The following is a 24,915-nucleotide window of genomic DNA, read 5'->3' on the forward strand; positions in this document are numbered from 1 at the left end:
CTAGGCGCTCTGTGCCGGCGGGGAAATCTAGCCCATCAGCCGGCGGAGCGCGCTGTCGGGTCGGCCCTGCCGGAATCGTGTCTGAGCACCTCCGCCAGCCCGGTCACCTGGAGCAGCCGGTCGACCCGCCCCCTCGCGCCGGTCACCCGCAGCCAACCGCCGTCGGCGGCGACCCGGTTGTCACCCCGGACGAAGGCGGCGATCCCGGTGGAGTCACAGAAGGTGAGGTCGGTGAGATCGACGAGCAGGCGGCGCTTGCCGGCGTCGACGAGCCGGTCGATGGCGGCGTTGAGCTCGGGCGCGGTGCTGAGGTCGAGCTCGCCGGCCAGTCGCAGGCGCGTCGCCCCGCCGTCGCGGTCGGCGTACGTGACGGTGAACGTCACCCCTGGTCTCCCTCGCTCCACCACAGGACGATCCTTGCAGTGTGGCAAGTATAAGCAGGGGTGACCGGCACGGCCGCACCGGCGCTCAGCGTCACCCGGGCTGGCCGCCCGCCGTGGCCGCGGCCGATCGGGCCGCCGCCAGGAACCGCGCGGCCCGGGGAAAGTCGCGCAGGACCCGCCCGTAGTGTTCCAGAGTCGACGCCAGCGTGGCGGCAGGCACACCGCGGCTGGTGAGGATCTCGACCAGCCAGTCGACGAACTCCGTGAACAGCGAACTGTCGTCGACGTAGAGCGCGGCGGCCAGGAAGTCCACGATGTATCCGAGGTCGCTGACCGTAAAGTCCAACTGACTCGGCGTGTAGTCGCGTGTCCCCGGTACGCGTTCGCTCAGGTCCGCCAGTGCCCCGTCGATCAGCTCGCCGCGCCGCTTGCCCAGGCTGGTGTACTCGTCGTCGGCCAGGTGGCTCAGCTCCGCCGGCGGGACGCGGCGCAGCGCGCGCTCGTCGGCGACCAGGTCGGCGGCGCTCGGGGCGTCGGGCGCCCATGCGACGCCGAGGCGGCGTGCCCAGCGACCGTCCACCCCGAATCCCCGGCCCCCCACCACCACCGGGACGTCCACCCGGCGGCACGCCTCGACCATGCGGTGCGCGTGCGGCAGACGCATCGGCAGCGCGCACGCGAGCGCCACCGCGTGGGCGTCGTGCCGGTGCAGGTACGACACCAGGTGCGGCGCGGGAACGCTCGCGCCGAGGAAGGTGACCTGCCAGCCGCGCAACCGCAGCACCTCGGCCACCAGCCGGGGCGGCAGGGCGTGCCACTCACCGTCCATGCAGGCCACCACCACCCGGCCCCGCGTCGGGCGCGGGTTCGCGTACGCGGCCACCGCCGCGACCACCCGCTCGCTGATGTGCGTCGCGGCGTGCTCCTGCGCGACGCTCCACTCGTTGCGCGCCCACCGCTCCCCGACCTCGGCCTGCGCTGGCGCGACCAGGTCGAGCAGAAGCCGCTCGGCGGGCACGCCGGCCTCGAGCAGGCCGACGGCCACCTCGACGGCGGCGTACTCGTCGGCTTCCTGGAGGCAGTCCAGGTATCCGGACCAGGCGCCGGCCGCAGTGGCCTCGGCGGCGGTCGGAGTGGCGGTCACGGTCGGATCCCCCTCACCTCGGCCGGCGTGGCCGTGTCGGGCACCGCGTGCAGATGCCGGGTCGCCCGCTCACCCGGACCGGTCGCGCGCAGCGCGAGCACGGCGATGTCGTCGTGGTCGCCGTGGGCCAACCAGTCGCAGGTCACCTGCTCGACCCGTTCGGCCAGCGCGGGCGCCGGCATCCGCTGGCAGCCGCTGAGGGCGTGGACCAGCCGCTCCGTGCCGAACTGCTCGTCGCCGCGGCGCCCGCCGCGCGCCTCGGTGACCCCGTCGCTGTAGAGCAGGCAGGTCTCGCCCGGTTCCAACCGGACGGTCACCTCGCCGATGCGGGGATCAGGGACCACGCCGACCAGCATGCCGGACAGCGGCACCGGCTCGACCTCGCCGGAATTGCGCAGCACGAGCGGCGGCAGGTGGCCGCCACCGGCCATCGTCAGGGTCAGGCCGCCCTCGCGCTGCGCGCGGACCACGCCCAGCACCATGGTCGCGAAACGCCCCTGCCCCTGTGCCTGGCTGGTCTCCAGCAGCGCGTCGTTCAGCAGCTTCAGCAGCCGCCCCGGCTGCCACTCGACCCGGTGCAGCGCCTGCAGGCACTGCCGCAACTGGCCGGTGAAGACAGCCGCCTCGACACCCTTGCCGGAGACGTCACCGAGGAAGAACACCGAGCCGCCGTCGGCCAGCCGGTGCGCACCGTAGAAGTCGCCGCCGATGCGCAGTCCGGCCTGGGCCGGGCGGTAGGCGGTGCCCCACTGCACGCCCGTCGCCTCGGCCGGTTCCACCGGCACCAGGCTCGCCTGGAGCGTGTCGGCGACCTCGGCCTGGTCGCGGTAGAGCAGCGCCGTGGTCAGGGCCGCCCCGGCCCGGGCCGCGAAGGCCCGGACGAGGTCCACGTCAGCCCCGTCGTAGCCGCGCTCGACGCGCCGCGCGACCAGCAGCGCGCCGGCCGGGGCGTCCCGGCCCGGCAGCGGCACCACCCGCGCGGAGACCTCCGCCGGGGTCGACCCGGACAGCCAGCCGGCCTCCACGGCCTGCTCCACCAGCCAGTCGACGGTGTGCGGTTCCCCGCCGTCCAGCCCCTCGGCGATCGCCGCCGGCAGGTCGGACGCGGGCACGACGCCGCTGTCCACGACCGGGGCGTCGTCGTCGCTGCGTGCGGCCCGCCACCAGCGCGCCCGCCCGGAACGGGGAGTCAGCACCAGCACCGCCACCTCGGCCAGCGTCGGCACGGCCAGCCGGACCACCGCCGCGGCGGCCCGGTCCGGGTGCAGCGGGTTGCCGAGCTTCTCACCGACGACCGCCAGGAACGCCGAGCGGGCCCGCTCGGCGAGCAGGGCGTCGGAGCGGGTGACGCTGTCGGTTACGTCCTCGACGTACCAGCAGCAGCGGGCGCCCGACAGGGGCACCCGGCGCGCACGCAGCCGGCGGCCGTGGTGGCTGAACTCGGCGTCGCCGGCCAGCCCCGCGATGCCGGCCGCCGCGAGCAGCTCACCCGGGGCGACCTCGGGCAGCAGCCGCTGCGCGACCGGGCTGACGTGCCGGACGACACCCCCCGCGTCACAGACGACGAGGCCCTCGCGGAAGTGCTCGACGACCTCGGACCACTCGGGCGTGCGGTGCTCCCGGTCGGCGCGCACGGGTGCGGGGCGAGCCGGGGCGTCGGCGGACCACGCCGTGGCCCGTGCGGCACGCGGCGTAGAGATCCGTCCGTCGCCGGGCTCCCAGTCCCGCACGTCGGCAGCAGTCACCAGCTGAAGCCCCACTCCTTGTCGACGGCCGTAGCACCGCGACGCGGCGCAGGTGGTCAAATCTCTGACACCACCCTACGCCCGTGTGCCGCGACCGCCACCTGGCAGCCGTCGCCCTGATGCACCCGCAGCGGTACGGCCCGGAGCAGCCCGGGCGGCGCTCGCGTACCGGGCGGGACCCGCCGGGGATTGTTACGATCCCCTCACCCCTGCACCCAGGCGGCCTGCGGAAAGGCGTGATCGTGCTGTCATACCGGAGCAAACCCGAGGTTACTCCGTTGAGCATGGCAGTCGACCTGTCCGATCCGGCCGCACCGCTCATCCGGGTCGGGGGCGACCTCGCCTACACCACCGCCGGCCCGCTGCGCGCCGAGGTCGACCGGATGCTCGTGGACGCTCCCCAGAGCCTCGTCCTCGACTTCGGCGGCCTGCTCTTCATCGACAGCACCGGCCTCGGGGTGATCGTGCACGCGTGGCGCGAGGGGCAGCAGTGCGACACCGCTCTCCGCCTGCACGCGGTGCCCCGGTTCCTGCAGACGATCCTGGACATGACCGGCGTGACGGGCCTGCTCGCCCGGCCGCTGGGCGAGGGCCTGACGGCGGCCGAGGATGCCGCCCGTCGCCCCACCGGCACGCTCTGACGCGACCCGACGGCCCCTGGCTTTGCACGGCGGCCCCCGACTGGGAACATGGACGCATGGCCGCCCAGCTGTTGACCATCGAGGTGACCCGGCTCGACGCCGGACGCGCCCGGCTCCGGCTGTCCGGTGAGCTGGACTTCGACACCGCCCCGGACCTCGTCACCGCCGCCGCCGAGCTGCGCCGCGACGGCTACCAGGAACTCCTGTTCGACCTGAGCGCGGTCAGCCTGTGCGACTCGTCCGGGCTCAGCGCGTTCCTGACCGCCCATCAGGGCGGCACGGGCGCGGTCCGGCTCTGCGGGGTCGGTCCCCAGCTCCAGCAGTTGCTCGACCGCACCGGCCTGACCGAGCTGCTCATGGTGGAACGCGCCGCCGACGGCGACATCCGCCGGGCGGGCTGAGCCGGTCCCCCGCACCGGCGAGGGGTGGCCCCCGACCCTGGGACCAGGGGCCGGGGGCCGGAGTGATGATCAGGGTGTGGTGACGGGTTGCAGCCGGGGCCCGGTGCTCCGCCGCTGTCCCGTGGTTGGCGGCTCGGCGTCCTCGGGCGGCCCGGAATCGGGAGTCTGGAAGAGATAGCGGACGAACACCCCACCCGCCTCGTTGTCGTCCGCGCCGGGCCACTGCCCGATGCAGTCCACCCCGACCACCTCGCGCCCCGAGCCGTCACCCTCCTCCAGCAGCGCCCACAGGCTCACCGGGTAGCAGCGGGTGTCCTCGGGTGAGAGGCGCCAGCGGGCGTACCAGCCGGGTCGGGCGGGAACGATCTCGACGATCCGCTTCATGACGACCTGCCCTTCCGCGTTCTCGGAAGTACCCCGGTCCGCTGCGATCGTCGGCCCCCACCGGGTGAGGGGCCCTCACCCCGGCCGGATGAAGCTTCCCCGCAGGCGCCAACGGCGTCCCGCCCCGCAGGCGTCGCCGGCCCGGCCGCCGGCGTCCGTTTCGGTGCCGGCGACGACGGGAAGGCGACCGGCGGAAGCGACGGGAACACCAGCGGAAGCGAGGTGTCACCATGCGCAAGCAGATGGAGGGCGACAACCAGCGCCGCCGGGCGCTGGCCCGCCAGGCGCGCGAGCGCGGCATGCAGGCCAGCGAGACGGGCGCCAGCCTGAGCGCCTCCAAGCAGATCACGCACCTGGATCAGGGCAAGCGCGCCGGTCCGCCGCCGGCCGGGCGGCACAAGCCGGACAGCACCCGGGGCGGGCCGGCTCCGCCGCCGGCGGGCGTCCCGGAGGCCGGCCGCCCCCTGCCGAAGCGGGCACCGGGCGCACCGGACGGTACGCCGATGGGTTACCACGCGCTCGTCGACGACGTCGTACGGCGTACCGGGGCCGACTTCCGCAGCGCCAAGGTGGGGGTCGAGTCGACCGTGCTGGTCCTCGCGTTCGCCCTGGACGAGGCGGAACGCCGCCGACTGCTGGCGGCCGTGCCGGCCAAGCTGCACGACGTCGTCCCCGTGGACGGCATCCGCCGGCACCGGGAACTGCCCGGTTTCCTGGCCGAGGTGGGCCGGATCAGCGGCCGTACCCCGGAGCAGGCCCGCTACCAGGCGGAGGCGACCGTGGCGGCGCTGGCCGACCACGACGGTGACCTGATCGAGTCGCTGCACGTGCCCGACGGCCTGCGGGACCTCCTGCAACCGCCGCCCGTCGGTGGCGGGGTGGTCGGCGCGGTCAGCGCGACGCCCCCGCTCAGCGACGCGGACCTGCGGGAGGCGCTCGGCGACCTGCCGTACTGGTCCGGCGACGGCAACGCGCTGACCCGCACCGTCCAGCTGCCGGCGGACAACCTCGACCGGGTGCTGGACCGGATCGACCGCCTGCGGCAGGAGACCGGGCGCAGCCCGCGGATCAGCCGCCCCGACCCGGGTAGCGCCGTGCTGACCGTACGGTCCCGGCAGGCGGGCGCGGTGACCGCGATGGACGTGGACCTCGCGCACGCCGTCGACGACGCGATCGACGAGGCGGGCACCGGGATGGCGGCCGGCTGAGGCTCGCGTGGGCCGGCGGGCGGCCACCCGCCGGCCCACCCCGGCTCGGCTAGCCTGCCGGGGTGGATCCCCGCGACGCGCCCCGGCTGGAGCTGGTCGTCGACCCGGCCCGCCCCACCGGGCGTACGCTCCTCGCTGCCGGCGTCGAGCAGTCCTACGTGGACGTCGCCGACCCCCGGCACCTGCGCTTCGAGTACGTACGGCGGATGGCCGCCGTCGTCGACCTGGCGGCCCCGCCCGGCCGCCCGCTGGACGTGCTGCACCTCGGCGGCGGCGCGCTGACGCTGCCCCGCTACGTGGCCGCCACCCGGCCCGGCTCGCCGCAGCTGGTCGTGGAACGCGATCCGGCCGTGGTCGACCTGGTGACCCGGGAGCTGCCGGCGCCGCCCGCCGGCGTCGACGTACGGGTGGCCGACGCCCGGGACGCCCTGACCCGGCTGCCCTCGGCCGGCTACGACCTGGTGCTGGTCGACATCTACCGGGCGGCGCGGATGCCCGCCCACGTCCGCAGCGTGGAGTTCGTCGCCGAGGTGGCCCGGGCGCTGCGCCCCGACGGCGTACTCCTGGTCAACGTCACCGACCTGCCGCCGCTGGTCTTCGCCCGGGTCCACGCCGCGACCCTGCGGGCCGTCCTCGCCGACGTCTGCCTGGTCGCCGACCGCCGGATGCTGCGCGGGCGGCGGTACGGCAACGTGGTGTTCGCCGCCGCGGCGCGGCCCGGGCGACTGCCGGTGGCCCGGCTGTCCGCCCGGGTCGCGCGGGATCCGGTGCCCGGTGGCGTGCTGCACGGGCCGGCCCTGGACGCGTTCGTGGCCGGCGCCCGTCCCGCCACCGACGCGACCCTGACCGCGCGCTGAATCGCGGCCCGACCGCGCGCTCGGACAACGACTGGCCCCGGCGCGTCAGCGCGCCCGGACGGCCACCTCGGGCGAGGAGCTCTCCAGCGGAACGGCGTTGGCCGGGACCAGGCCGAGCTGCACGGCCGGACGGGGCAGTGCGGCGTCGAGCATCCAGTCGGCGCTCACGCGGGCCCGGTTGCCCGGCATCGCCAGCAGGTGGTAACCACGGGTCACCGCCTTGGCGGGCAGCCCGGACAGCGACACCTTCAGCGGGTTCGCCGCCGCGTCCCGGCCGCCCAGGTCCACCACCCAGCCCAGGTCGTGGTGCTTGTACGGCCTGCGCCGTCCCTGCCCGTAGGAGGCGGCGATGTTGTGCGCGGCCAGTTTGCCCTGCCGCTGCGCGTGCTGCGCCGTCATGGTGCAGATCTGCCCGGGGTGGGTGAGGTCGGGCACGGCGGCGGCGTCGCCGCACGCGTACACCTCGGGGAAGCCGGGGACGGTGAGGTACTCGTCGACGACCAGGCGGCCCTTCTCGGTACGCAGACCCAGCTCGGCGACGAACGGGTCGGGGCGTACGCCGACGCACCAGACCAGGGTGCAGGTCGGCACGTACTCGCCGTCGGTGAGGGTGACCCCGTCGGCGGTGGCCACCGCCACCGAGGTGCCCATCCGCACGTCCACGCCGCGGCGGCGCAGCACCCGGTCGGCGGTCTTCGACATCCGCTCGTCCAGCTCGGGCAGGACCCGGGGCGCGACGTCCAGCAGCATCCACTTCGGGCGGATCTTGAGTCGGGGGCGCTGGGAGACCAGTTCGTCGGTGAACAGCTGGCCGTGTGCGGCGACCTCGGTTCCGGTGTAGCCGGCGCCGACGACCACGAAGGTGGCGCGCGCCCGCTGCTCGGCCGGATCCTCGGCCTGCTCGGCCAGCTCGATCTGCCGGACCACGTGGTCGTGCAGGTAGAGGGCCTCGGGCAGGCCACGGAAGCCGTGCGCGTACTCGGTCACGCCGGGGATGGGCAGCAGCTTGTTGACGCTGCCGACGGCCAGCACGAGCCGGTCGTACGCGATCCGGTTGCGGTCGCCCTCCGGCTGGGTGAAGCCGACCCAGCGGTTCTGCAGGTCGACGTGGTCGGCCTCGCCGATGAGCACCCGCACCCCGGGCAGCGTTCCGGTCAGCGGCACGGAGATCCGGCGGGGTTCGACCACGCCGGCGGCAACCTCGGGCAGCAGCGGCAGGTAGAGGAAGTAATCGGTGGAGTTCAGCAGCACGATCTCGGCCCGGCCCCGGGCCAGCCGGCTCAACGTCTTCGCCGCGTGGTAACCGGCGAACCCGGCCCCCACGATCACCACACGAGGTTTCGTCATTGCGGCCCCGTACCCGCGCCGGGGCGGGACAAACGCGGCGAGTCGGACGGCTGTCACCCGGCCAACCGGACATACCCGGCACCCTCACCGCCTCCACCTCCCCGCGTCGCCCGAACGTCCGCACCCGGCGGGATCAGCAGGGAGATGCCTACGAGACGGCGGGTGCCGGGGCGGTGATCGCCCACCGTTCGTGATCGCGCCACGCCCCGTCGATGAACAGGTAGTCCGGCGAGTAGCCCTCCAGCCGGAAACCGAGCTTGCGGGCCAGGCGGCGCGACGGCTCGTTGCCCGGCTGGATGTTCGCCTCCAGCCGGTGCAGGCCGAGCGTGTCGAACGCGTGCCGGACCACCAGACCGACCCCCGTGGAGGCGTGCCCGGTGCCGCTGTACGGCAGGAAGGCGGCGTAGCCGAGGTAGCCGCCACGCAGCGCCCCCAGGAGGATCCCGCTGATGTTCACGTAGCCGGCGATCGCCCCGGAGTCCCGGTCGCAGATCAGGTAGCCGGCGTGGTCACGGCGGCGGATCTTGCGCAGGTACGCGGCGTAGCGCGCCGGGTCGTCGGGTGCGGCGAGCCAGGGGTGGTGCAGGTCGCGGCTGCGCCGGGCCGCCGCGACGAACTCGGCCTCGTCGCCGGGACGGGGCCGACGGATGGCGGCCGGGCCCGCCGTACGCAGATATCTCACGGCGAACCACTGTCGCCCCGGGCCCCGCCGTTGTCCAGCCGGTTGCGAGCGGCCCGGCTCTCACCTGCCTGCGGGCGGGTCCGCCGGGGCGCCGGCCCGCTCCAGCGTGTAGTGGATGGTCTGGGCGACGATCCAGCCCTGCTCGATGAGGAACGAGTCCGCCCCGTCGCGGACCCGTACGCCCTCGATCTGGGCCGTCCACTCCAGGAACGCCATCCGGTCCTCGACCATCCGGTTCGTGTACTCGTACCGGGCGCCGGGCAGCTCGTCCTCCAGCCACCGGGCCAGCTCGCGGACCCCCGCGTGGCCGCGGAACACTCCCCGGCGTTCCAGGACCACGCACGACGGTGACACGTTGCGCGCCAGGTCCTCGGCGAACCGGTGCTCGGCGGCCAACCGCAGGTGGTCGTCGAACACCTCCCGTGCCGATCGCGCCCGCAGTGCCTCCTCCGTTGCCCCGTCGCCGTCCGATCCGCGGGTCGCGTCGCCCTCCCCCGCCGTCACCGCGGGCTCCGGTACGGCTGCTCCGCCGCCATCGGCACCCGCAGGAAGGTGGCCCCGCGCAGGTCCAGCCAGGCGTGCTCGGGCGAGCGGACCAGCCGCAGCATCACCTCGGCGCAGTTCGGGCAGCGACCGACGAGCCCGGGCGCGTGCGTGTAGACCCGCAGGCCGGCCAACTCACCGAGGGTGCCGCAGTGCGCGCACCGCCCGGTGGCCGTGCTCAGGTCGACGGCGAACAGCTCCCGCAGCGGGCCGTCGAGCATGTTGCCGTCCAGGTACGACGGGTCGGTCATCGTCCGCTCCTCTCGACGCTCATCCGGTCGGGCCGAACCGTTCGGTCTTCACCCGCCCGCTCCGGTGGCCCAGCCCGACGAGCAGGTCCGCGACGGTCTCCACGAACCCGGTCGGGCCGCAGACGTAGCACAGCGGCTCCCGCTCCGCCGGCCAGCCGTGGCTGGCGACGTCGGCCCGCCCGATCCGGTGCGGCTCGCCGCGCCAGCCCTCCGGCGCCTCACGGGTGTACACGTACGCGACGTCCAGGCCCGGGTCGTCGCGGACCCGGCGGCGCAGCTCGTCGGCGTAGAACACGTCGGTCGGGGTGCGCACCGAGTAGAGCAGCCGGAACGGCACTTGGCTGCCGGCGGCGCGGCGGGCGCGGACCATCGCCATCAGCGGCACGACGCCCGACCCGCCCGCCACCAGCAGCACCGGCGAGGTCTCCTCCGGCCGCCAGACGAACCAGCCGCCGACCGGGCCGCGCACCTCCACCGGGTCGCCCTCGGCGTAGACGTCGATCAGGTACGGCGACACCTCACCGTCGGGTACCCGCTGCACCGTCAGCGCGACCCGGTCCCCGTCGACGGGGGCCGCCAGCGAGTACGACCGCGCCGCCTGGTAGCCGTCGGGGGCGGTCAGCCGCACGTCGACGTGCTGCCCGGGCAGGTGGCCCGGCCAGCCGGGCACCTCCAGCACCAGGGTCTGCGCGGTGGGCGTCTCCACCCGGCGCTCGCGCAACCGGGCGACCCGCCACCGCAGCGGGGCGCTCAATCGCCCTGGTACCGCTGCTCACGCCACGGGTCCCCGTAGTCGTGGTAGCCGGCGGTCTCCCAGAATCCGGGCTGGTTCTCGACGGTGAGCCGGATGCCGCGCACCCACTTGGCGGACTTCCAGAAGTACAGGTGCGGTACGAGCAGCCGGGCCGGGCCCCCGTGCTCGGCGGGCAGCGGCGCGCCGTCGAAGCGGTGCGCGACCCACGCCCGACCGCCGCGCAGGTCGGCCAGCGGCAGGTTCGTGGTGTAACCGCCGTACGAGTGGGCCTGCGCGTACCCAGCGCCGGTGTCGATCCCCTCCAGCAGCGTGTCCAGCGAGACTCCCTGCCAGTCGGTGTCCTGCTTCGACCAGCGGGTCACGCAGTGGATGTCCACCGTCGGGGTCTCCTGGGGCAGCGCCATCAGCTCGTCCCAGCTCCACCGGAACTCGACGCCGGTCTCGGTGGAGATGACGAACTCCCAGGTCTCCAGCGGCACCTTCGGCGTCGGGCCGGCGGAGAGCACGGGGAAGTCCCGCGTCAGGTACTGCCCCGGCGGCAGGGTCGGCTCCGCGGCGCGGGGCCGACCCTGGAAGCCCGGTGACACGATTCCCACCCGTCAGTCGTAGCAGCCGGATCGGGCGGGCGGGCGCGGTCGGACGGGACCGTACCGCGACGGGTGACGCCTCAGTGCCGTTCGATCACGATCTCCTTCTCGCCCCGGCCGGCCTTGCTGGTGGCCCGCAGGCTGGTGAGGGTGACGATCACCAGGACGCCGACGATGACGCCCAGGGAGGCGAGGGTCGGGATCTCCGGCACGCCCGGCCAGATGCCGTGCGCCCAGTGCAGGCCGAGCTTGAGGCCGATGAACGCCAGGATGATCGCCAGGCCGTAGCTGAGGTGCACCAGCCGGCTGAGCGCGGCGTGCAGCACGAAGTAGAGCGCGCGCAGCCCCAGCAGGGCGAACGCGTTGGTGGCGAAGACCAGGTACGGGTCCTCGGTGATGCCGTAGACGGCGGGCACCGAGTCGACGGCGAAGACGATGTCCGTGGCCAGCAGCGCGGTCACCACGAGCGCGAACGGGGTGAGCGTGCGCCGGCCGGCGATGCGGACGACCATCTTCGGGCCGTGGTAGTCCTCGGTGACCGGCATGAACTTGCGCAGCAGCCGCACCGACCGCATCTTGCTGATGTCGACTTCCTGCTCGTGCCCGGTGAGGGCGTCACGCAGCAGCTTCGCCGCCGTGAGCAGCAGGATGATCGCGAAGATCAGGAAGGCGAAGTCCAGGGTCTGCAGGGCCGCCGCGCCGATGGCGATGAACACCGCGCGCAGCAGCAGCGCGCCGGTGATGCCGTAGAGCAGGGCCCGCTGGGCCAGCTCGGCCGGTACGGCGAACGCGGCCAGCAGCAGCATGAAGACGAACAGGTTGTCGACCGAGAGCGACTTCTCGACGAGGTAACCGGTGAGGTACTCCACACCCTGCTTCGAGCCGAAGCGGTACCAGACCCAGGCGCCGAAGGCCAGCGGCAGGGCGATGTAGAAGGCGGACCAGCCCAGCGCCTCCCGCATCGACACCTCGTGCGGCTTGCGGGTGACCAGGAAGTCCAGCACCAGCAGCAGGATCACGGCGGCGATGGTGACGCCCCACAGCGTGGGCGTGCCCACCGACTGGAGACCGGTGGCGGCAAGATACGGCAAATCGGACATGGAGCCTCCTCGAACACCCTGTCATGTTCGAGGTCTCCTTCACCCACTTTTGGTGGGCAGCCACCCGAGGCGTGTTTCGGGCACGCCGTACTGACCGGGATGGCTCGTGGGAAGTACTCCCCTCGTCGCGACAAGGTTAGGGCAGGCCCGTGGACGCGGCAAACGGGGCACACCAGATCGCTCGTCCGTCACCTCACCTGCACGTACGCGTTATCCGTCGGGCGGTACGCGGCGGGTCAGCGGGCGGTGACGGCGGCGAGCACGGCGTCCACGTCGAGGTCGACCATGCACGCCGGCGCGTCCGCGTCGAGCGGGCAGCGCGCCTCCCACCAGCAGGGCTGCTCGGTGATGGCGGTGGGACGCCGGTACGCGCACCCGGGCAGGCCCTGCAGGTCGGCGCCGCCCATCCCGTACCGCCGGGCGTCGGTGGGACCGAACAGCGCGACCGTCGCCGCGCCGGCCGCGGCGGCGAGCCGCACCGGCCCGGTGTCCGGCCCGACCACCACCCCACCGCGGCGGCCCACCGCCGCGAACTGCCCGGCGAGGGTGGGCAGGTCCGAGCGGGGTAGCGGCGCCCCGACCGGCGCCGTGGGGTCGACCGGGCCCACGGTGAGCACCGGGTGCCCGCGCCGGGTCAGGGCGCGGGCCAGCTCCCGCCAGTGCCCCTGCGGCCAGCGCTTGACCGCCATGCCCGCGTCGGTGACGAGCACCACCGGCGGGGCCGGCGGCTCGCCCACCAGCCGGGCCACCGCCCGCTCCCCTGCCCGCCGGGCCCCGTCGGCGAGGTGCACCCGGGGCCGGACGGCCCGGTCGGCCGCCCCGAGCAGCCCCTCGGCGCAGAGGATCTCCAGGTAGCGGTCGCCGACCGGCTGCTCCGGCGGCGGATCGCGCCACAGGTTCGTCACGGCCTGTCCGGCAGCGGCGGCGAGCAGGTCGGGGATGCCGTCGTAGCGGGTGGTGGTGACCGCCAGGTCGGGCCGGGTGGCCGCGAGCGCCTCGACGACGGCCTCCCGTTCGGCGCCCGGCCCGCCGTGCCGGGGCGTGCGCACCTCGGCGACCGCCGGGTCGACGCGCACCAGGTCCGCCCCGGGATCGTGGGTGAGCACCCGCAGCCGCGTGCCGGGGTTGCGGCGGGCCAGGCCGTGCACCGCCGGCAGCAGCATGATCAGGTCGCCGATCCCGCCGAGCAGGTCGACCACCAGGATGTCCGCGTACCGGTCAGGCATCCGCGCGGCCCAGGGTCCGGGCGTAGAGGTCGCGGTGCGCGGCGGCCACCCTCGGCCAGGAGTACGCGGCGGCGAAGGCGCGCCCGCGTTCGGCGAGCCGGCGGCGCAGCACCGGATCGGCGAGCAGCCGCCCGACGGTACGCGCGATCGCGGCGCTGTCCCGGCGGGCGCCGATGACCGCCACCGCGCCGCTTCGGCGCAGTTCCCCGTCGCCGTCGTCGGGCTGCGTCACGGCGGTCGGCAGGCCGTGCGCGAGCGCGGCGAGCAGGGCCCCGCTCTTCGTGCTCACCCCGGCGGTGAACGGCAGCACCGCCGCGTCGGCGGCGTGCAGCGCGGCGGAGACCCGCTCGGCGGGCAGGTGACCGGTGAACGTCACGGCGTCGGCCACCCCGCACCGGTGGGCCAGCCCGGTCAGCTCGGCGCGGAACTCCTGCGCCTCCCGCTCGGGTAGCGCCTGCGAGGTGAAGCCGCCGACCACCAGCAGCCGCAGGTCCGGGTGGTCGCGACGCAGCGCGGGCAGCGCCTCGATGAGGTACCGCACTCCCTTCACCGGGTGCACGAAGCCGAAGAAGGCCAGCAGCGGGGCCCCCTCGGGCAGGCCCAGCTCCGCCCGCAGGCCCGTCCCCGCGGTGGGCGCGCCGACGTGGTCGACGACGTTCGGGGCGATCGGGATGTGGGTGGCCGTCCGGCCGGTGCGCGCGCGGACCACCTCGCCGTGGCCGGGGTTCGTGACGATCACGGCCGCGCTGGCGGGCACGAGCCGGCCGGACTCCCGGTCCCAGCAGCGGGCCCGCTCCAGCGCCGACCAGAGCCGTCCCGGCAGCCAGCCGGGGCAGGCCCACCAGCCGTACTCGTGCAGGGTGGTGACCAGCGGCACCCGCCGGGGCAGCCGCCACGGCAGCAGTCCCGGCTGCCCCGAGAACCGGTACGCCGACGGGGCGAACTGCACGTGCACCACGTCGGGGGCCAGCTGGCGCACCCGGCGGGCGGCCCGGACGGTCGCGGCCCGCCAGCGTTCCCGGTCGCCGTCGGGGCGTACCGGCACCGGCGTCACCTCGACGCCCACGCCGTCGAGCGCCCCGACGAGGTGCGTCACGTAGTCGCTGACGCCGTCGGCGTCGGGCCGACCGGGACCGTGCAGCATCGCCACCCTGATCCGGTCGTCGGCCACGCCACCTCCCCCGTGCTCGGCGGGCGGGTTCCCGACCCCGTACGAGGCAAACGCGCCTCGCCTATGGTGTGCCGATGACCGAGGACCTTGCGGCCGGCCCGCTGGCCGGCGTACGGGTGATCGAGCTGGCCGGCATCGGCCCCGGCCCGTTCGCCGCGATGATGCTGGCCGACCTGGGCGCGGACGTGATCCGGGTGGACCGGGCCACCGACGTGGACCCGGCGGCGTTCGGCACCCCGCACCCGGACCTGCTCAACCGGGGACGCCGCTCGGTCGGGGTGGACCTGAAGTCCCCGGGCGGCCGGGAGGCGGTGCTCGCCCTGGTCACCGGCGCCGACGCGCTGATCGAAGGCTTCCGGCCGGGGGTCACCGAGCGGCTCGGTGTCGGCCCGGCGGACTGTCTCGCGGTCAATCCCCGGCTCGTCTACGGGCGGATGACCGGCTGGGGGCAGGACGGCCCGGCCGCCCCGTACGCGGGGCACGACATCGGCTACGTGGCGCTGACGGGGGCGCTGCACGGGATCGGCCGGGCCGGCGAGCGCCCGGTGCCGCCGATGAACCTGCTCGGCGACTTCGGCGGCGGCGCGATGATGCTCGCGCTCGGCCTGGTCTCCGCCCTGTACGCGGTGCGCGGCGGCGCGCGGGGCCAGGTGGTCGACGCGGCCATCGTCGACGGCGTGGCGGTGCTCAGCACCCAGATCCACGCGCTGCGCCGGCTCGGCATGTGGCAGGACGCGCGCGGGGTGAACCTGCTCGACGGGGGCGCCCCCTTCTACGACACGTACGAGTGCGCCGACGGCCGGTACCTGGCCGTCGGCGCCCTGGAGCCACGCTTCTACGAGGAACTCGTCCGGCGTACCGGCTTCCCGCTGCCCCCGGACGAGGCGCTGGACCGCACCGACCCGGCGAACTGGCCGGCCCTGCGCCGGTCGTGGGCGCGGCTGTTCCGTACCCGCGCCAGGGACGAGTGGACGGCGCTGCTCGGCTCCTCGGACGCCTGCGTGGCGCCCGTGCTGGACTGGCGGGAGGCGCCGGAGCACCCGCACCTCGCCGCGCGGGGCACCTTCGTGGAACGCGACGGGGTGACCCAGCCGGCCCCGGCACCCCGCTTCTCGGGCACCCCGACCGCGTTGCGCCGCCCGCCGCCGCAGCCGGGCGAGCACACCGACGAGGTCCTGGTCGAGGCGGGCCTCGACCCGCAGCGCGTGGCCGCCCTGCGCGCCGCCGGCGCCGTCGCCTGAGCGCCGGCGGGACCTTGTCGGCGGCGAGGGTGCCGCCCGGGGATCAGCCGCCGGCTCAGGACCGGCGCAGGGTGGCGCCCGGCGCCATCGCGGGCTCGACCATGTCCCGGTAGTCGCGCGGCAGCTGGACCACCACGTCGTCGAACTCGCCGCCGCTGATCGCCTCGCGCAGGGTGACGAAGACCGCCTGGGCGGCGTCGCGGGCGGCGGGCTCGGTCACGCCGGCCCGCACGGCGACGCGGGCGACGAACTCGGCCGCGCCGAACCGCTCCGCCGACTCGGTGCGCGGGCTCGGCTTCAACACGAGCTGCAACGGCTTGGGCAACTGGGCGGCCAGGTCCAGCACCTCCCCGCCGGTCAGGCGCTCGGCGAGGGTCTCCAGGGTCGCCCGGGTCAGCGCCACGGCCTGGTCCGAGGAGGTACGGGTGCGCTGGGCGACCTGGTCGACGAAGGTGTCGTAGTTCATCCGGTCTCCTTCGGGTTGCGTCGGGGCCTGCGCGTACCCGCCGGCCCGGCCGGGAAACGACGGCAATTTCCGCACCGGGCGGCGCGTGACGACCCGTGGTGCGGGTAACCGCCGCCGGTCGTGACCCGATCGATGCCCCGGAGGAGCCGACACCATGGCGAGCTACGCCGACGTGCTGCAGTACCTGTCGAGCCTGGACTACCCGGCCGGGAAGGACGACGTGGTACGCGAGGCCGAACGGGAGGGCGCCCCGCCGGACGTGCTGCGCGCGTTGCGGGCCCTGCCCCCGGTCGACTACGCCAACGGCAACGAGGTGGCCCGCTCGGCGGGTATCGAGGCGGCCCCGGAGGTCGGCCCCGCCCAACGGGCGGCACAGGCCCGGGACAAGCGGCACCAGCGGGTGTCGCAGCACCTGCGCGGCATCTGAGCCTTGCTGTTCCGGGCCAGCAGCCTGCCGGGGCCGCCGGACGTGCCGGGGCCGCCAGGCCTGCCGGTGCCGCACGGGGGCACGCGGTCGCGGGGCGCGCGGTCGCGATGCGGCACGCGCACCGGGTCGCGGCGCGGCAGCCGTACCGGATCGCGACTCGGCACGCGCACCGGGTCGCGGTCTGGCAGCCCCACCGGATCGCGGCGCGGCACGGGCACCGGGTCGCTAGCTGGCAGCCGTACCGGCGGCCGGGCCGGACCGTATCGCGGCACCCGCGCCGGGCGGGACCGCACCGGTGACGGATGACGACCCGCCGGCCGGTCGGGCACACCCCGGCCGCCATCCAGCTCACCGTGATGGGCGTGGTCGGCGTGATCGTCGGCGGGCTCACCGCGCTGACCGTCACGCCGGAGCTGGCGCCGCTGACCGGCTGGGACGCCGCCGCGCTGAGCTGGCTGGTGCTGGTCTGGCACAAGCTGTGGCCGATGGACGCGCGGCGTACGGCCCTGGTGGCCGTGCACGAGGACCCGAACCGGGCGGCGCGTGACGCGCTCCTGCTCATCGCCTGCCTGGCCAGCCTGCTGGCCGTCGGCGTCGTGGTGACCCGGACCCACGACGCGTCCGGCGCACCCGCCCGCAACGTCTACGGAGGGCTGGGCGTGCTCAGCGTCGTGTTGTCCTGGCTGGTGGTGCACACCGTGTTCGCCGCCCGCTACGCGCGGATCTACTACACGGGGCCGGACGGCGGGGTCGACTTCAACCAGGCGGATCCGCCCCGCTACTCGGACTTCGCCTATCTGGCGTTCACCGTCGGGATGACCTTCCAGGTCTCCGACACGGCACTGACCGACAACGAGATGCGCCGTACGGCGCTGCGACACGCGATGGTGTCGTACCTGTTCGGGGCGTTCATCATCGCGGTCACGGTGAACCTGCTGGCCGGCTTGGCGAGGTAGTAGCCCGGCGACGCGGTCGGCAGGGGCGGGACGCCGCGGTGCCGGACAGGCGGGGCGCCCCCGTCGCGAACCGCGACCGGGGCGCCACACAGCACCTGTCCGGTGGCTGGTCGGGCCCGAACCGGGCCGCGACCAACAGGCGGTCGATGTACGCCCGAACCGGGCGGTCATCAGCGCCGCGACCATCATACGATGAAACATCATCCGTTCGGCTGATTACGGCGGAACTGTGGGCCAGCCCACCGAGCGTCAGGCGGTCAGCTCCGCGTACCGCTTCTCCAGGTCGACCCGGGCCAGCGCGCCGACCAGCCAGGCCAGGCGCTCCGACTCCCCGCTGCCGGCCAGGCCCGCCAGGTCGTCAGCGGAGCGCCCCAGCCCCAGCCGGCGGGCCGCGACGAGTGCCCGACGGTCGGCCACCGGCGCCACCTCCCGCCACAGCGCCTGGGCCTCGCGCAGGAACAGGTCGACCACCTCGGCGTCGACTCCGGGCAGCTCGGCGAGCAGCTCCCGCTCCCGGGCCGGGTCGTGGTGGGCCGCCGCGCGCAGCCGGCGCAGGTCGCCCCGGTAGCGCTCCACCACCGCGCGGGCCAGATCACCGAGGGTGTCGGCGAGCGCGTCGACGTCACCGCGTTGGCCGCTGTCGCGCAGCACGCGCACCCGGTCGGCGTGCAGGGAACGGGCCAGCCGGGCGGCGCTGTCCCAGCCCGCCGCGGGCAGGGCGTGCGCGCTGTCCACGGCACGCCGGAAGTCACCCCGGCGGGCCAGCAGTACGGCGAGGCAGAGCACCTGGAACAGGCTCGACGGATTGTTGATCACCCGGAAGCCGTACTGCTCGGCGAAGCCTCGACCGCTGCCGGCGAGCCGGCGTACCAGGCGTTTCCTGTCCTCGACGCGGGAAGTGGCTGTGGTCGGCATGCCGGCGTCTACCCGCGCCGCGCCCGGCCACGCCTGCCGCCTCAGCCCCGCAGCCCGCCGCTGCGGTCGCGCGCCTTGAGGCGGGTGGTCGGCAGCGCCGGGGCGGGCAACGGCGGGGCGGGATCGTCGGCGACGACGCCGAAGCGTCGCCCCGCCATCCAGTCCTCCCGGGCGGCGAGCACCTCCTCGTGCGAGCGGCCGACGAAGTTCCACCACATCACCAGCGGCTCCTCGAACGGGGCCCCGCCGAGCAGCAGCAGCCGGCTGCCCGGCTCGCCCGTCAGGGTCAGCCGCTCCCGGCCGGCGCCGAGGTAGAGCAGCGCCCCGGGCGCGAACGGCACCCCGTCGACCTCTGCGGTGCCGGACATGGCCAGCAGCCCGTACTCGAAGTCGGCGCGCAGTGGCAGCGTGGCCGGTGCGGGCCCGCGCAGTTCCAGCTGGGCGCCGAGCAGCGGCGTGTACGTCACGGCCGGGGACCGCTCGCCCGCCAACTCGCCGACGAGCAGGGTGACGTCCAGCTCGCCGTCGCGCCAGCGCGGCAGGTCGGCGTGGTGGGCGAAGTCGGCGGCTCCGGCGCGGGCCGGATCCGGCAGCGCCACCCAGAGCTGCACGCCGTGCATCAGCGGCGGATGCCGCTCGGGCGACCGCTCCGAGTGGGCGATGCCGTGCCCCGAGGTCATGACGTTGAGCTGCCCGGGACGGATCGGTTGGACGTTGCCCAGGCTGTCCCGGTGCATGATCTCCCCGTCGAGCAGCCACGTCACGGTCTGCAGGCCGGTGTGCGGGTGCGGCGGCACCTCCATGCCGGGCCGCTCGGCCACGTCGTCCGGGCCGAAGTGGTCCACGAAGCACCACGCGCCGACCATCCGCCGTTGCCGCTGTGGAAGCAGCCGGCGGACGGTGGTGTAGCGACCCAGCGGCACGTCGTGGCCCGGCAGCAGGACGCTGCCGGGATCGGCCGTGGTCACGCCGGGTGGTCGGGTCTCGGCGGCGGGCATCTTCTCGGTGCGCTCCACCGCCCGACTGTACGCCCGAGCCGCCACCGGTCCGGGCATGCCGCTGGCCGGCACCCCGGGTGGGGTACCGGCCAGCGGCATCACTCATTCACGTACGCGGGTCAGCTGTTCCAGTGCTCAGCCACCAGGTCGGCGGCCATCTGCTCCCACTGGGCGTAGTGATCCGGGTACGCCGACACCTGCACCGTCTGCGCGGCCTTCGTCAGCGGCATCTCCTGCCACCCGTCGACCTGCTTCAGGCCCTTCAGGAACGCCGTCGTCGAGTACTCCGGGTCGGTGATCTGCTCGACCGTGCCCCACCCGCTGGACGGACGCTGCTGGAACAGGCCCTGCGAGTCGTGGTCGTTGCGGTCACCCAGGTGACCCAGGTTCTCCAGCTTCGACTCCTGCAACGCGGTCGCGATCGACACCACGGCCGCCCGCTCGTCCATACCGGCCTTCTTCGTCGCCGCGATGATCGCCTTCACGTTGGCCACCTGCTCGTCGGACAGGTCGACACGCGACTGCGCACCCTGCACACCATGCGGCACCAACTTGCCCTTGTCGACCGACGGCTTGTCAGCCGCCACCGCCACCGGCACCGACTCCACCACCGGCACGGCATGCGCGGCAACCGGACCGGCGAACACGCCACCGGCAAACGCCAGACCCGCAACACCAAGAACGCTCTTACGCAGAATCGTGTTCATCACAGATGCTCCATTCGGGGGTCGACACCCACGCACCGAGGGGGATCGGCTACACGCGGATGCAAGCACCGTCAGGCGCCCAACGAACTCAAAGGGGAAAACTCCAGCAACACCACTGGAGGAAGATCAGATCGGTCACGCCAGCCTGCGGAACCGGGCTGTCTCGCGGGGCGGGGGATGCCCTCACGTCGACCGCGACCATGTGTAACCACGACCGGCCCGCCACCATTCCCCGGGATCCCAGCCCGCCACCTCGATCGAGGTGTGGCCTCGTACCCTCGGGCGGATGGCCCCTGCCCGCACGGAGCGGGTTGGCCCTGCTCGGTCGTACGCATGGTGTAACGACCCCGCCCCGGCCACGATTCCGCCCCCACGATGCGGCCGGTCACACCCCGAACCGGACACCCCGCCTTTCCGACCCCCGACGACCACATACCGCCAAGCCCCATCCGGACATCTACTCACAAACCCGACACCCGACGTGGGCGGTTGCGGGGTGAGCCGGCGAGATCCTGGTACGAAACGGCGCTCGCGGGGGCGCTTTCCGACCAAGATCCCGCCCGGGAGGACGCGCAGGCGGCGGGTGGCGCCCCGCACCGGGTTCAGCGGGACAGGTCGCGGTGCGGGGCCTGCGCGTCGGAGTGGGCGCTGCGGTAGATCGTGCCCCGCCCCGTCGGATCCGGCGCCGACGGCAGCGGGGCGGGGTCGACGGGCGGAACGGGGTCGACGGCCTCCGCCACGCCCCGCCGCGCCCGGATGATCCGGGAGACCACGAACCAGCCGGCGGCCGCCACGCAGGCGACGATGACCACCTTCTGCAACACGCCGGCGTAGCCCTCGACCAGGTGCCAGTTGTCGCCGAGCAGGTAGCCGGCCATCACGAAGGTGGTGTTCCAGATCAGGCTGCCGAGCGTCGTGTAGACCGCGAAGGTCAGCACGGGCATCCGCTCCACGCCGGCCGGGATGGAGATCAGGCTGCGGAAGATCGGAATCATCCGGCCGAAGAAGACGGCCTTCACCCCGTGCCGCAGGAACCACTCCTCGGTGCGGTCCACGTCGCTGAGCTTGACCAGCGGCAGCCGCTGCGCGATCGCCCGGATCCGCTCCCGGCCCAGCACGGCGCCGATCCAGTACAGCGCGAGGGCGCCGAGCAGCGAGCCGAGGGTGGTCCAGAAGATCGCGCTCACCACGCTCATCCGGCCCTGACCCGCGACGAAGCCGGCCAGCGGCAGGATCACCTCGCTGGGAATCGGCGGGAAGAGGTTCTCCAGAGCGACGGCCAGACCCGCGCCGGGGCCGCCGAGCCGCTCGACCAGTCCGATGACGAAGCCGACCAGTCCGTCCTCGGGCGGCGCGGCCTCCGCGGTGTCGGTGCCGGAGGCGAGCAGGGCGTGCGCGGTACGAATCATGACCCACACGCTACGAACCGTTCCTGAGAATCCGCCACGGGGCCGGCCCCTCCGCTCGACGGACGCTCCACAGTGGCGGCGCGGAGGGACGGCTCGCCGAGAACGACTGGGTCGGCCGCGAGCGGCGGATCGGCCCGGAGCTGGTGCTGCGGGTGCTCGCCCCGACCCCACGATGTGCGGTGCCGACCCTGGCGCACGCCGCTCCCCCGGCAGAGCGAGGCGCTGCGCGTACCGGCCCGGCTCAACCGGGTCGCGCCGCTGCCGCAGCTGGGCCCGCAGCCGTGCGTGGGGGGCGTACGCGCAGGTGGTGCGCGGCGGTCGGGTGGGCTCGCCGGTCGAGGTCGGCTGAGCGGCTCAGTCGTCGTCCTCGTCGTCGTCGGGCAGCCCCGCGACGACCCGGTCGAGCAGGTCGTCGAGGCGTTGTGCCGTGTCGGGCGGGATCTGCCCCTCGTCGGCGGCCTTGGCGAGGCGCTCGCGCAGCTGTTCGACCCGCTTGGCCCGGTCCTTCTGCTTGCCCCGGGCCAGGTCGGCGAGCTTGTCCCGCAGCCCCTCGACCGTCTTGCGGTCGATCTCGCCGCGGGCCTGCGCCCAGGCGAGCAGCGCGGCGAACTCGGCGACGAACTGTGGCAGGGCGACCGGGTCGGGCCGCGCGGTCACCGGCGGCGGGGCGGAGGCGCTGGTCGGCGCTGGTGCCGGCTCGGTGGTGGTGGGCGCGTCGGTGACGGGGGCCGCCGCCGGCGGCGGGCTTCCGTCGTCGGCGAGGACGAACACTCCGACGAGCCCGACGAGCAGCGCGACGCCGACGGCGACCAGTGCGGTGAGGGGCCGGTCGCGCGTCGTCCTCGTGCTTGCAGCCGGGCCGGGTCGGGCCGTACGGGTGGTCACCGGATGACGCCCGCCCGCCGGGGCGGGGTACGGCACCCCGGCGCGGCCGGTGGTCGGCCCCGGAGCCGGCGCCGACAGGGAGCGGTCGATCAGCGTGGGCGGATGCGCCGGCGGGGCGGGCGCGGCGGCCGGCAGGTGCGACGTGGCGGTCGGCGGGGGCGGCGCGACGACCGTGGGCGGGCCGGCCGGGACACCGGCGCCGAGGCGGGTGGCGAGCGCGGCGGCGCTCGGCCGGTGCGCCGGGTCGGTGGCGAGGCAGGCCAGCGTCAGCTCGACGATGTCGGCCGGCAGCCCCGGGACGCGCGGGGGCGACACCGGTCGGTGTCCGGCGTGCACCTCCAGCGCGTCCTCCCAGGTCTGCACGGGCAGCGGGGCCCGACCGGTGAGGGTGCGGTAGAGCAGCGCCCCGAGGGCGTAGACGTCGCTGGCCGGGTTGGGCGGCCCGGGCCGCATCCGCTCCGGGGCGAAGTAGGCGGGGGTACCCATCAGCAGTTCGCCGGTCTGTCCGGCGCGCGGGTGGAGCGGTCCGGCGAGTGCGGCGATGCCGAAGTCGAGCACCTTGGCGCCGGTCTCGGTGAGCATGACGTTGCCGGGCTTGACGTCGCGGTGCACGACGCCGATGCGGTGGGCGGCGGCGAGCGCGCCGGCGACCTGGGCGGCCATCCGCACCGCCTCCGGCCAGGGCAGCGGGCCGGAGGCGAGCCGGTCGGCGAGGTTGCGCCCCTGCACCAACTCCATCACCAGGTACGGCACGACCATGCCGCCGTCGAGGGTCGCCTCGCCGTAGTCGTACACCTGGGTGACGTGCGGGTGGGTGAGCCGCGCGGCGGCGCGGGCCTCGCGCTGGATGGTGGCCCGCAGCTGCGGGTCGGTGGCGAACTCCCGGGTCAGGGCCTTGACGGCGACGGGTCGGTGCAGCACCGCGTCGTCGGCGCGCCACACCTCGGACATTCCGCCGAGACCGATGCGCTCGCGCAGGACGTACCGGTCGTGCAACCGCAGGGTGGGCGAGAACGGCGACATAGCCGTTCAGTCTGCCCTGCCGGGGCCGGTCGCCACCAGCGCGGTGCCCGCCCGGGTGCCGGTCGTCCGGTCCGGGCGGGCCACGGCCTGCGCTCAGGAGCAGCGCGGCGTGCTGGCGACGGGCGGCGGCTGGATGCGGTCGGCGAGCCGGCGCATGGCGCCGGCGGTGGCCAGTCGGGTGGGCGCGAGTCACGCGACGCGGGGCCGCTCCGGGCGCACGGGGGCGTCCGGCCGGGCGGAGTTGACGTGTCGGTTCACCGCGTCGACGGCGAGGATGAAGCCGGTGGGCTGTTCCATGGTCAGCTCCCTGGGACGGGTCCGGTGGAGGACCGGACGACGAGTGTGGTGGGCAGCAGGACGTGCGCCGCCGCCGGATCGGCGGGCGGGTCGAGCAGGAGCCGGGCGGCGATGCGTCCCTTCTCCTCGGCGGGTTGCCGCACGGTGGTGAGGCCCGCGGTGGCGGCCTCGGCGATGTCGTCGAAGCCGGTGACCGAGACGGGTGGCCGGCCGCCGCCGGCGAGCGCGTCGAGCACGCCGAGGGCCAGCACGTCCGCGCAGGCCAGCACCGCCGTGGGCGGTTCGGGGGCGGCGAGGGCCGCGGCGACGGCGGCCGTTCCGGCCGACCGGCTGTTGGCGGTGGCGGCGAGCACGGTCAGCTCGGACCAGGCGACGCCGACTTCGGCGAAGGCGTCGGCGAACCCGGCGAGGCGCGCCCGGGTGGTCGGGTGGGCCACGTCGGCCACGTCGGCGAGGCGGACCTCGCCCGGTGCCACGCCGGGCCGCACGGCGTCGCCGAGCAGGGCGACCCGCCGGTGCCCGAGCCCCGCGACGTGCGCGGCGACGGACCGGGCGGCGGCCCGCTCGTCGATGCCGACGTAGCGCTCGTCGGGGCCGGCGTCGTCGCGGGGAGCGGTGGTGACGACGGGCAGGCCGCGATCGCGGAGCACGTCGACCACCCAGCCCTCGTCGCCGACGCAGTAGACGCAGAAGCCGTCGACGGCGGCGTTCTCCACCGCCCGCCGCGCGGCAGCCTCGTCGGCCGGCAGCGGCACGAGCAGCAGGCTGGTGCCGTGTCGCTCGGCCGCCTCGGCGACGCCGGCCAGGAAGCGGACCGCGAAGGGGTCGGTGAAGGCGTACGACAGCTGCGACTCGAAGAGCACCCCGACGGCGCCGACGTAGCCGCGTCGCAGCGACCGGGCGGTGGGGTTCGGGCCGGGGTAGCCGAGCTGCCGGGCGGCGTCCAGGATCCGCTGGCGCAGGGCGGCGGAGAGCTGGTCGGGGCGGCTGTAGGCGTTGGAGACGGTGCTGCGGGACACGCCGACGGCGTCGGCGACGGCTTGCAGGGTCGGCTTCACCGCGCTCCTCTGTATCGATTCAGACTGGATCGATACAGAGACTAGGCGCGCGGGGTGCCGCCGTCAACGCCGTAAGCGGGAGGGTGGGGTGGCGGACGAGCACGGGGCC

General features: G+C 74.8%; 27 protein-coding genes. 7 read left to right on the forward strand and 20 right to left on the reverse strand.

Annotated features, from left to right (window positions below):
• Positions 1 to 35: 35 nt before the first annotated feature.
• The 3 genes from ACGFIR_RS16130 to ACGFIR_RS16140 form a co-directional block, all read right to left on the reverse strand.
• Entirely contained in the window at positions 36 to 383 is a 348-nt protein-coding gene (locus ACGFIR_RS16130; protein WP_393003571.1) for an STAS domain-containing protein, read from the reverse strand.
• A 91-nt stretch (positions 384 to 474) separates the two neighbouring features.
• A complete protein-coding gene (locus ACGFIR_RS16135; protein ID WP_393145673.1) occupies positions 475 to 1,527 on the reverse strand; it encodes a B12-binding domain-containing protein in 1,053 nt (350 codons plus the stop codon).
• Positions 1,524 to 3,272 carry a PP2C family protein-serine/threonine phosphatase gene (locus ACGFIR_RS16140; RefSeq protein ID WP_393145675.1) on the reverse strand — a complete coding sequence of 583 codons (1,749 nt, stop codon included), beginning with the start codon at positions 3,270 to 3,272 and terminating at the stop codon, positions 1,524 to 1,526. Before ACGFIR_RS16140 ends, ACGFIR_RS16135 begins: the two co-directional genes overlap by 4 nt.
• 284 nt (positions 3,273 to 3,556) lie before the next feature.
• Between ACGFIR_RS16140 and ACGFIR_RS16145 the strand changes: the two genes are divergently transcribed.
• Positions 3,557 to 3,913, forward strand: a complete 357-nt coding sequence (locus ACGFIR_RS16145) for an STAS domain-containing protein (protein WP_393145677.1) — start codon at positions 3,557 to 3,559, stop codon at positions 3,911 to 3,913.
• Positions 3,914 to 3,969: 56 nt separating this feature from the next.
• Positions 3,970 to 4,314 (forward strand): STAS domain-containing protein, encoded by a 345-nt coding sequence (locus ACGFIR_RS16150; RefSeq protein WP_393003579.1) that lies wholly within the window; start codon positions 3,970 to 3,972, stop codon positions 4,312 to 4,314.
• 69 nt (positions 4,315 to 4,383) lie between these two features.
• Here the strand turns inward: ACGFIR_RS16150 and ACGFIR_RS16155 are convergent, their stop codons facing one another.
• Positions 4,384 to 4,698, reverse strand: a complete 315-nt coding sequence (locus tag ACGFIR_RS16155) for a hypothetical protein (RefSeq protein WP_393003581.1) — start codon at positions 4,696 to 4,698, stop codon at positions 4,384 to 4,386.
• A gap of 230 nt (positions 4,699 to 4,928) precedes the next feature.
• On the opposite strand from ACGFIR_RS16155, the gene ACGFIR_RS16160 reads away from it, so the two are divergent.
• On the forward strand, positions 4,929 to 5,906 hold the full coding sequence (locus tag ACGFIR_RS16160) for a DUF2267 domain-containing protein (protein ID WP_393145679.1): 978 nt from the start codon (positions 4,929 to 4,931) through the stop codon (positions 5,904 to 5,906).
• A 62-nt stretch (positions 5,907 to 5,968) separates the two neighbouring features.
• Positions 5,969 to 6,763: a spermidine synthase gene (locus ACGFIR_RS16165; RefSeq protein ID WP_393003585.1), complete on the forward strand. Its 795-nt coding sequence runs from the start codon at positions 5,969 to 5,971 to the stop codon at positions 6,761 to 6,763.
• 45 nt (positions 6,764 to 6,808) lie between these two features.
• Here ACGFIR_RS16165 and ACGFIR_RS16170 read toward each other — a convergent pair whose 3' ends face one another.
• From ACGFIR_RS16170 to ACGFIR_RS16210, 9 genes are all read right to left on the reverse strand, one after another.
• Entirely contained in the window at positions 6,809 to 8,110 is a 1,302-nt protein-coding gene (locus tag ACGFIR_RS16170; RefSeq protein ID WP_393145681.1) for an NAD(P)/FAD-dependent oxidoreductase, read from the reverse strand.
• 148 nt (positions 8,111 to 8,258) lie between these two features.
• Positions 8,259 to 8,792 (reverse strand): GNAT family N-acetyltransferase, encoded by a 534-nt coding sequence (locus tag ACGFIR_RS16175; RefSeq protein WP_393003589.1) that lies wholly within the window; start codon positions 8,790 to 8,792, stop codon positions 8,259 to 8,261.
• 60 nt (positions 8,793 to 8,852) lie between these two features.
• Complete coding sequence (locus ACGFIR_RS16180) at positions 8,853 to 9,296, reverse strand: hypothetical protein (RefSeq protein WP_393003591.1); 444 nt, start codon at positions 9,294 to 9,296, stop codon at positions 8,853 to 8,855.
• Entirely contained in the window at positions 9,293 to 9,586 is a 294-nt protein-coding gene (locus ACGFIR_RS16185; RefSeq protein WP_393145683.1) for a DUF6510 family protein, read from the reverse strand. Before ACGFIR_RS16185 ends, ACGFIR_RS16180 begins: the two co-directional genes overlap by 4 nt.
• A gap of 19 nt (positions 9,587 to 9,605) precedes the next feature.
• On the reverse strand, positions 9,606 to 10,340 hold the full coding sequence (locus ACGFIR_RS16190) for a ferredoxin reductase (RefSeq protein ID WP_393003595.1): 735 nt from the start codon (positions 10,338 to 10,340) through the stop codon (positions 9,606 to 9,608).
• On the reverse strand, positions 10,337 to 10,927 hold the full coding sequence (locus ACGFIR_RS16195; RefSeq protein WP_393003796.1) for a sulfite oxidase-like oxidoreductase: 591 nt from the start codon (positions 10,925 to 10,927) through the stop codon (positions 10,337 to 10,339). Before ACGFIR_RS16195 ends, ACGFIR_RS16190 begins: the two co-directional genes overlap by 4 nt.
• 80 nt (positions 10,928 to 11,007) lie before the next feature.
• Positions 11,008 to 12,027: a TerC/Alx family metal homeostasis membrane protein gene (locus ACGFIR_RS16200; protein WP_393145685.1), complete on the reverse strand. Its 1,020-nt coding sequence runs from the start codon at positions 12,025 to 12,027 to the stop codon at positions 11,008 to 11,010.
• Between the two features lie 236 nt (positions 12,028 to 12,263).
• A complete protein-coding gene (locus tag ACGFIR_RS16205; RefSeq protein ID WP_393003599.1) occupies positions 12,264 to 13,253 on the reverse strand; it encodes a glycosyltransferase family 9 protein in 990 nt (329 codons plus the stop codon).
• Entirely contained in the window at positions 13,246 to 14,424 is a 1,179-nt protein-coding gene (locus tag ACGFIR_RS16210) for a glycosyltransferase family 4 protein (RefSeq protein ID WP_393003601.1), read from the reverse strand. The genes ACGFIR_RS16205 and ACGFIR_RS16210 overlap by 8 nt, the downstream gene beginning before the upstream one ends.
• A 74-nt stretch (positions 14,425 to 14,498) precedes the next feature.
• On the opposite strand from ACGFIR_RS16210, the gene ACGFIR_RS16215 reads away from it, so the two are divergent.
• The gene (locus tag ACGFIR_RS16215; protein WP_393003603.1) at positions 14,499 to 15,665 is read left to right on the forward strand and encodes a CaiB/BaiF CoA transferase family protein; all 1,167 of its coding nucleotides are present in this window, start codon (positions 14,499 to 14,501) and stop codon (positions 15,663 to 15,665) included.
• 55 nt (positions 15,666 to 15,720) lie between these two features.
• Here ACGFIR_RS16215 and ACGFIR_RS16220 read toward each other — a convergent pair whose 3' ends face one another.
• Positions 15,721 to 16,131, reverse strand: coding sequence for a DUF2267 domain-containing protein (locus ACGFIR_RS16220; RefSeq protein WP_393003605.1), 411 nt, complete (start codon positions 16,129 to 16,131; stop codon positions 15,721 to 15,723).
• A 154-nt stretch (positions 16,132 to 16,285) separates the two neighbouring features.
• Between ACGFIR_RS16220 and ACGFIR_RS16225 the strand changes: the two genes are divergently transcribed.
• Entirely contained in the window at positions 16,286 to 16,558 is a 273-nt protein-coding gene (locus ACGFIR_RS16225) for a DUF2795 domain-containing protein (RefSeq protein ID WP_089000708.1), read from the forward strand.
• A gap of 302 nt (positions 16,559 to 16,860) precedes the next feature.
• Positions 16,861 to 17,514, forward strand: coding sequence for a DUF1345 domain-containing protein (locus ACGFIR_RS16230; RefSeq protein WP_393145687.1), 654 nt, complete (start codon positions 16,861 to 16,863; stop codon positions 17,512 to 17,514).
• A 249-nt stretch (positions 17,515 to 17,763) separates the two neighbouring features.
• Here ACGFIR_RS16230 and ACGFIR_RS16235 read toward each other — a convergent pair whose 3' ends face one another.
• The 6 genes from ACGFIR_RS16235 to ACGFIR_RS16260 form a co-directional block, all read right to left on the reverse strand.
• Entirely contained in the window at positions 17,764 to 18,429 is a 666-nt protein-coding gene (locus tag ACGFIR_RS16235; protein ID WP_393003609.1) for a hypothetical protein, read from the reverse strand.
• A 41-nt stretch (positions 18,430 to 18,470) separates the two neighbouring features.
• Positions 18,471 to 19,445 (reverse strand): pirin family protein, encoded by a 975-nt coding sequence (locus ACGFIR_RS16240; RefSeq protein WP_393145689.1) that lies wholly within the window; start codon positions 19,443 to 19,445, stop codon positions 18,471 to 18,473.
• A gap of 101 nt (positions 19,446 to 19,546) precedes the next feature.
• Entirely contained in the window at positions 19,547 to 20,134 is a 588-nt protein-coding gene (locus tag ACGFIR_RS16245; protein WP_393145691.1) for a hypothetical protein, read from the reverse strand.
• Positions 20,135 to 20,736: 602 nt separating this feature from the next.
• Complete coding sequence (locus ACGFIR_RS16250) at positions 20,737 to 21,543, reverse strand: DedA family protein (RefSeq protein ID WP_393145693.1); 807 nt, start codon at positions 21,541 to 21,543, stop codon at positions 20,737 to 20,739.
• Positions 21,544 to 21,897: 354 nt separating this feature from the next.
• Complete coding sequence (locus ACGFIR_RS16255) at positions 21,898 to 23,451, reverse strand: protein kinase (protein ID WP_393145695.1); 1,554 nt, start codon at positions 23,449 to 23,451, stop codon at positions 21,898 to 21,900.
• 299 nt (positions 23,452 to 23,750) lie between these two features.
• Positions 23,751 to 24,806 (reverse strand): LacI family DNA-binding transcriptional regulator, encoded by a 1,056-nt coding sequence (locus ACGFIR_RS16260; protein WP_393145697.1) that lies wholly within the window; start codon positions 24,804 to 24,806, stop codon positions 23,751 to 23,753.
• Between the last annotated feature and the right edge of the window lie 109 nt (positions 24,807 to 24,915).

It is taken from the genome of Micromonospora sp. NPDC049051 (genome assembly GCF_043197575.1).
In the GTDB taxonomy this organism is placed as follows: Bacteria; Actinomycetota; Actinomycetes; order Mycobacteriales; family Micromonosporaceae; genus Micromonospora.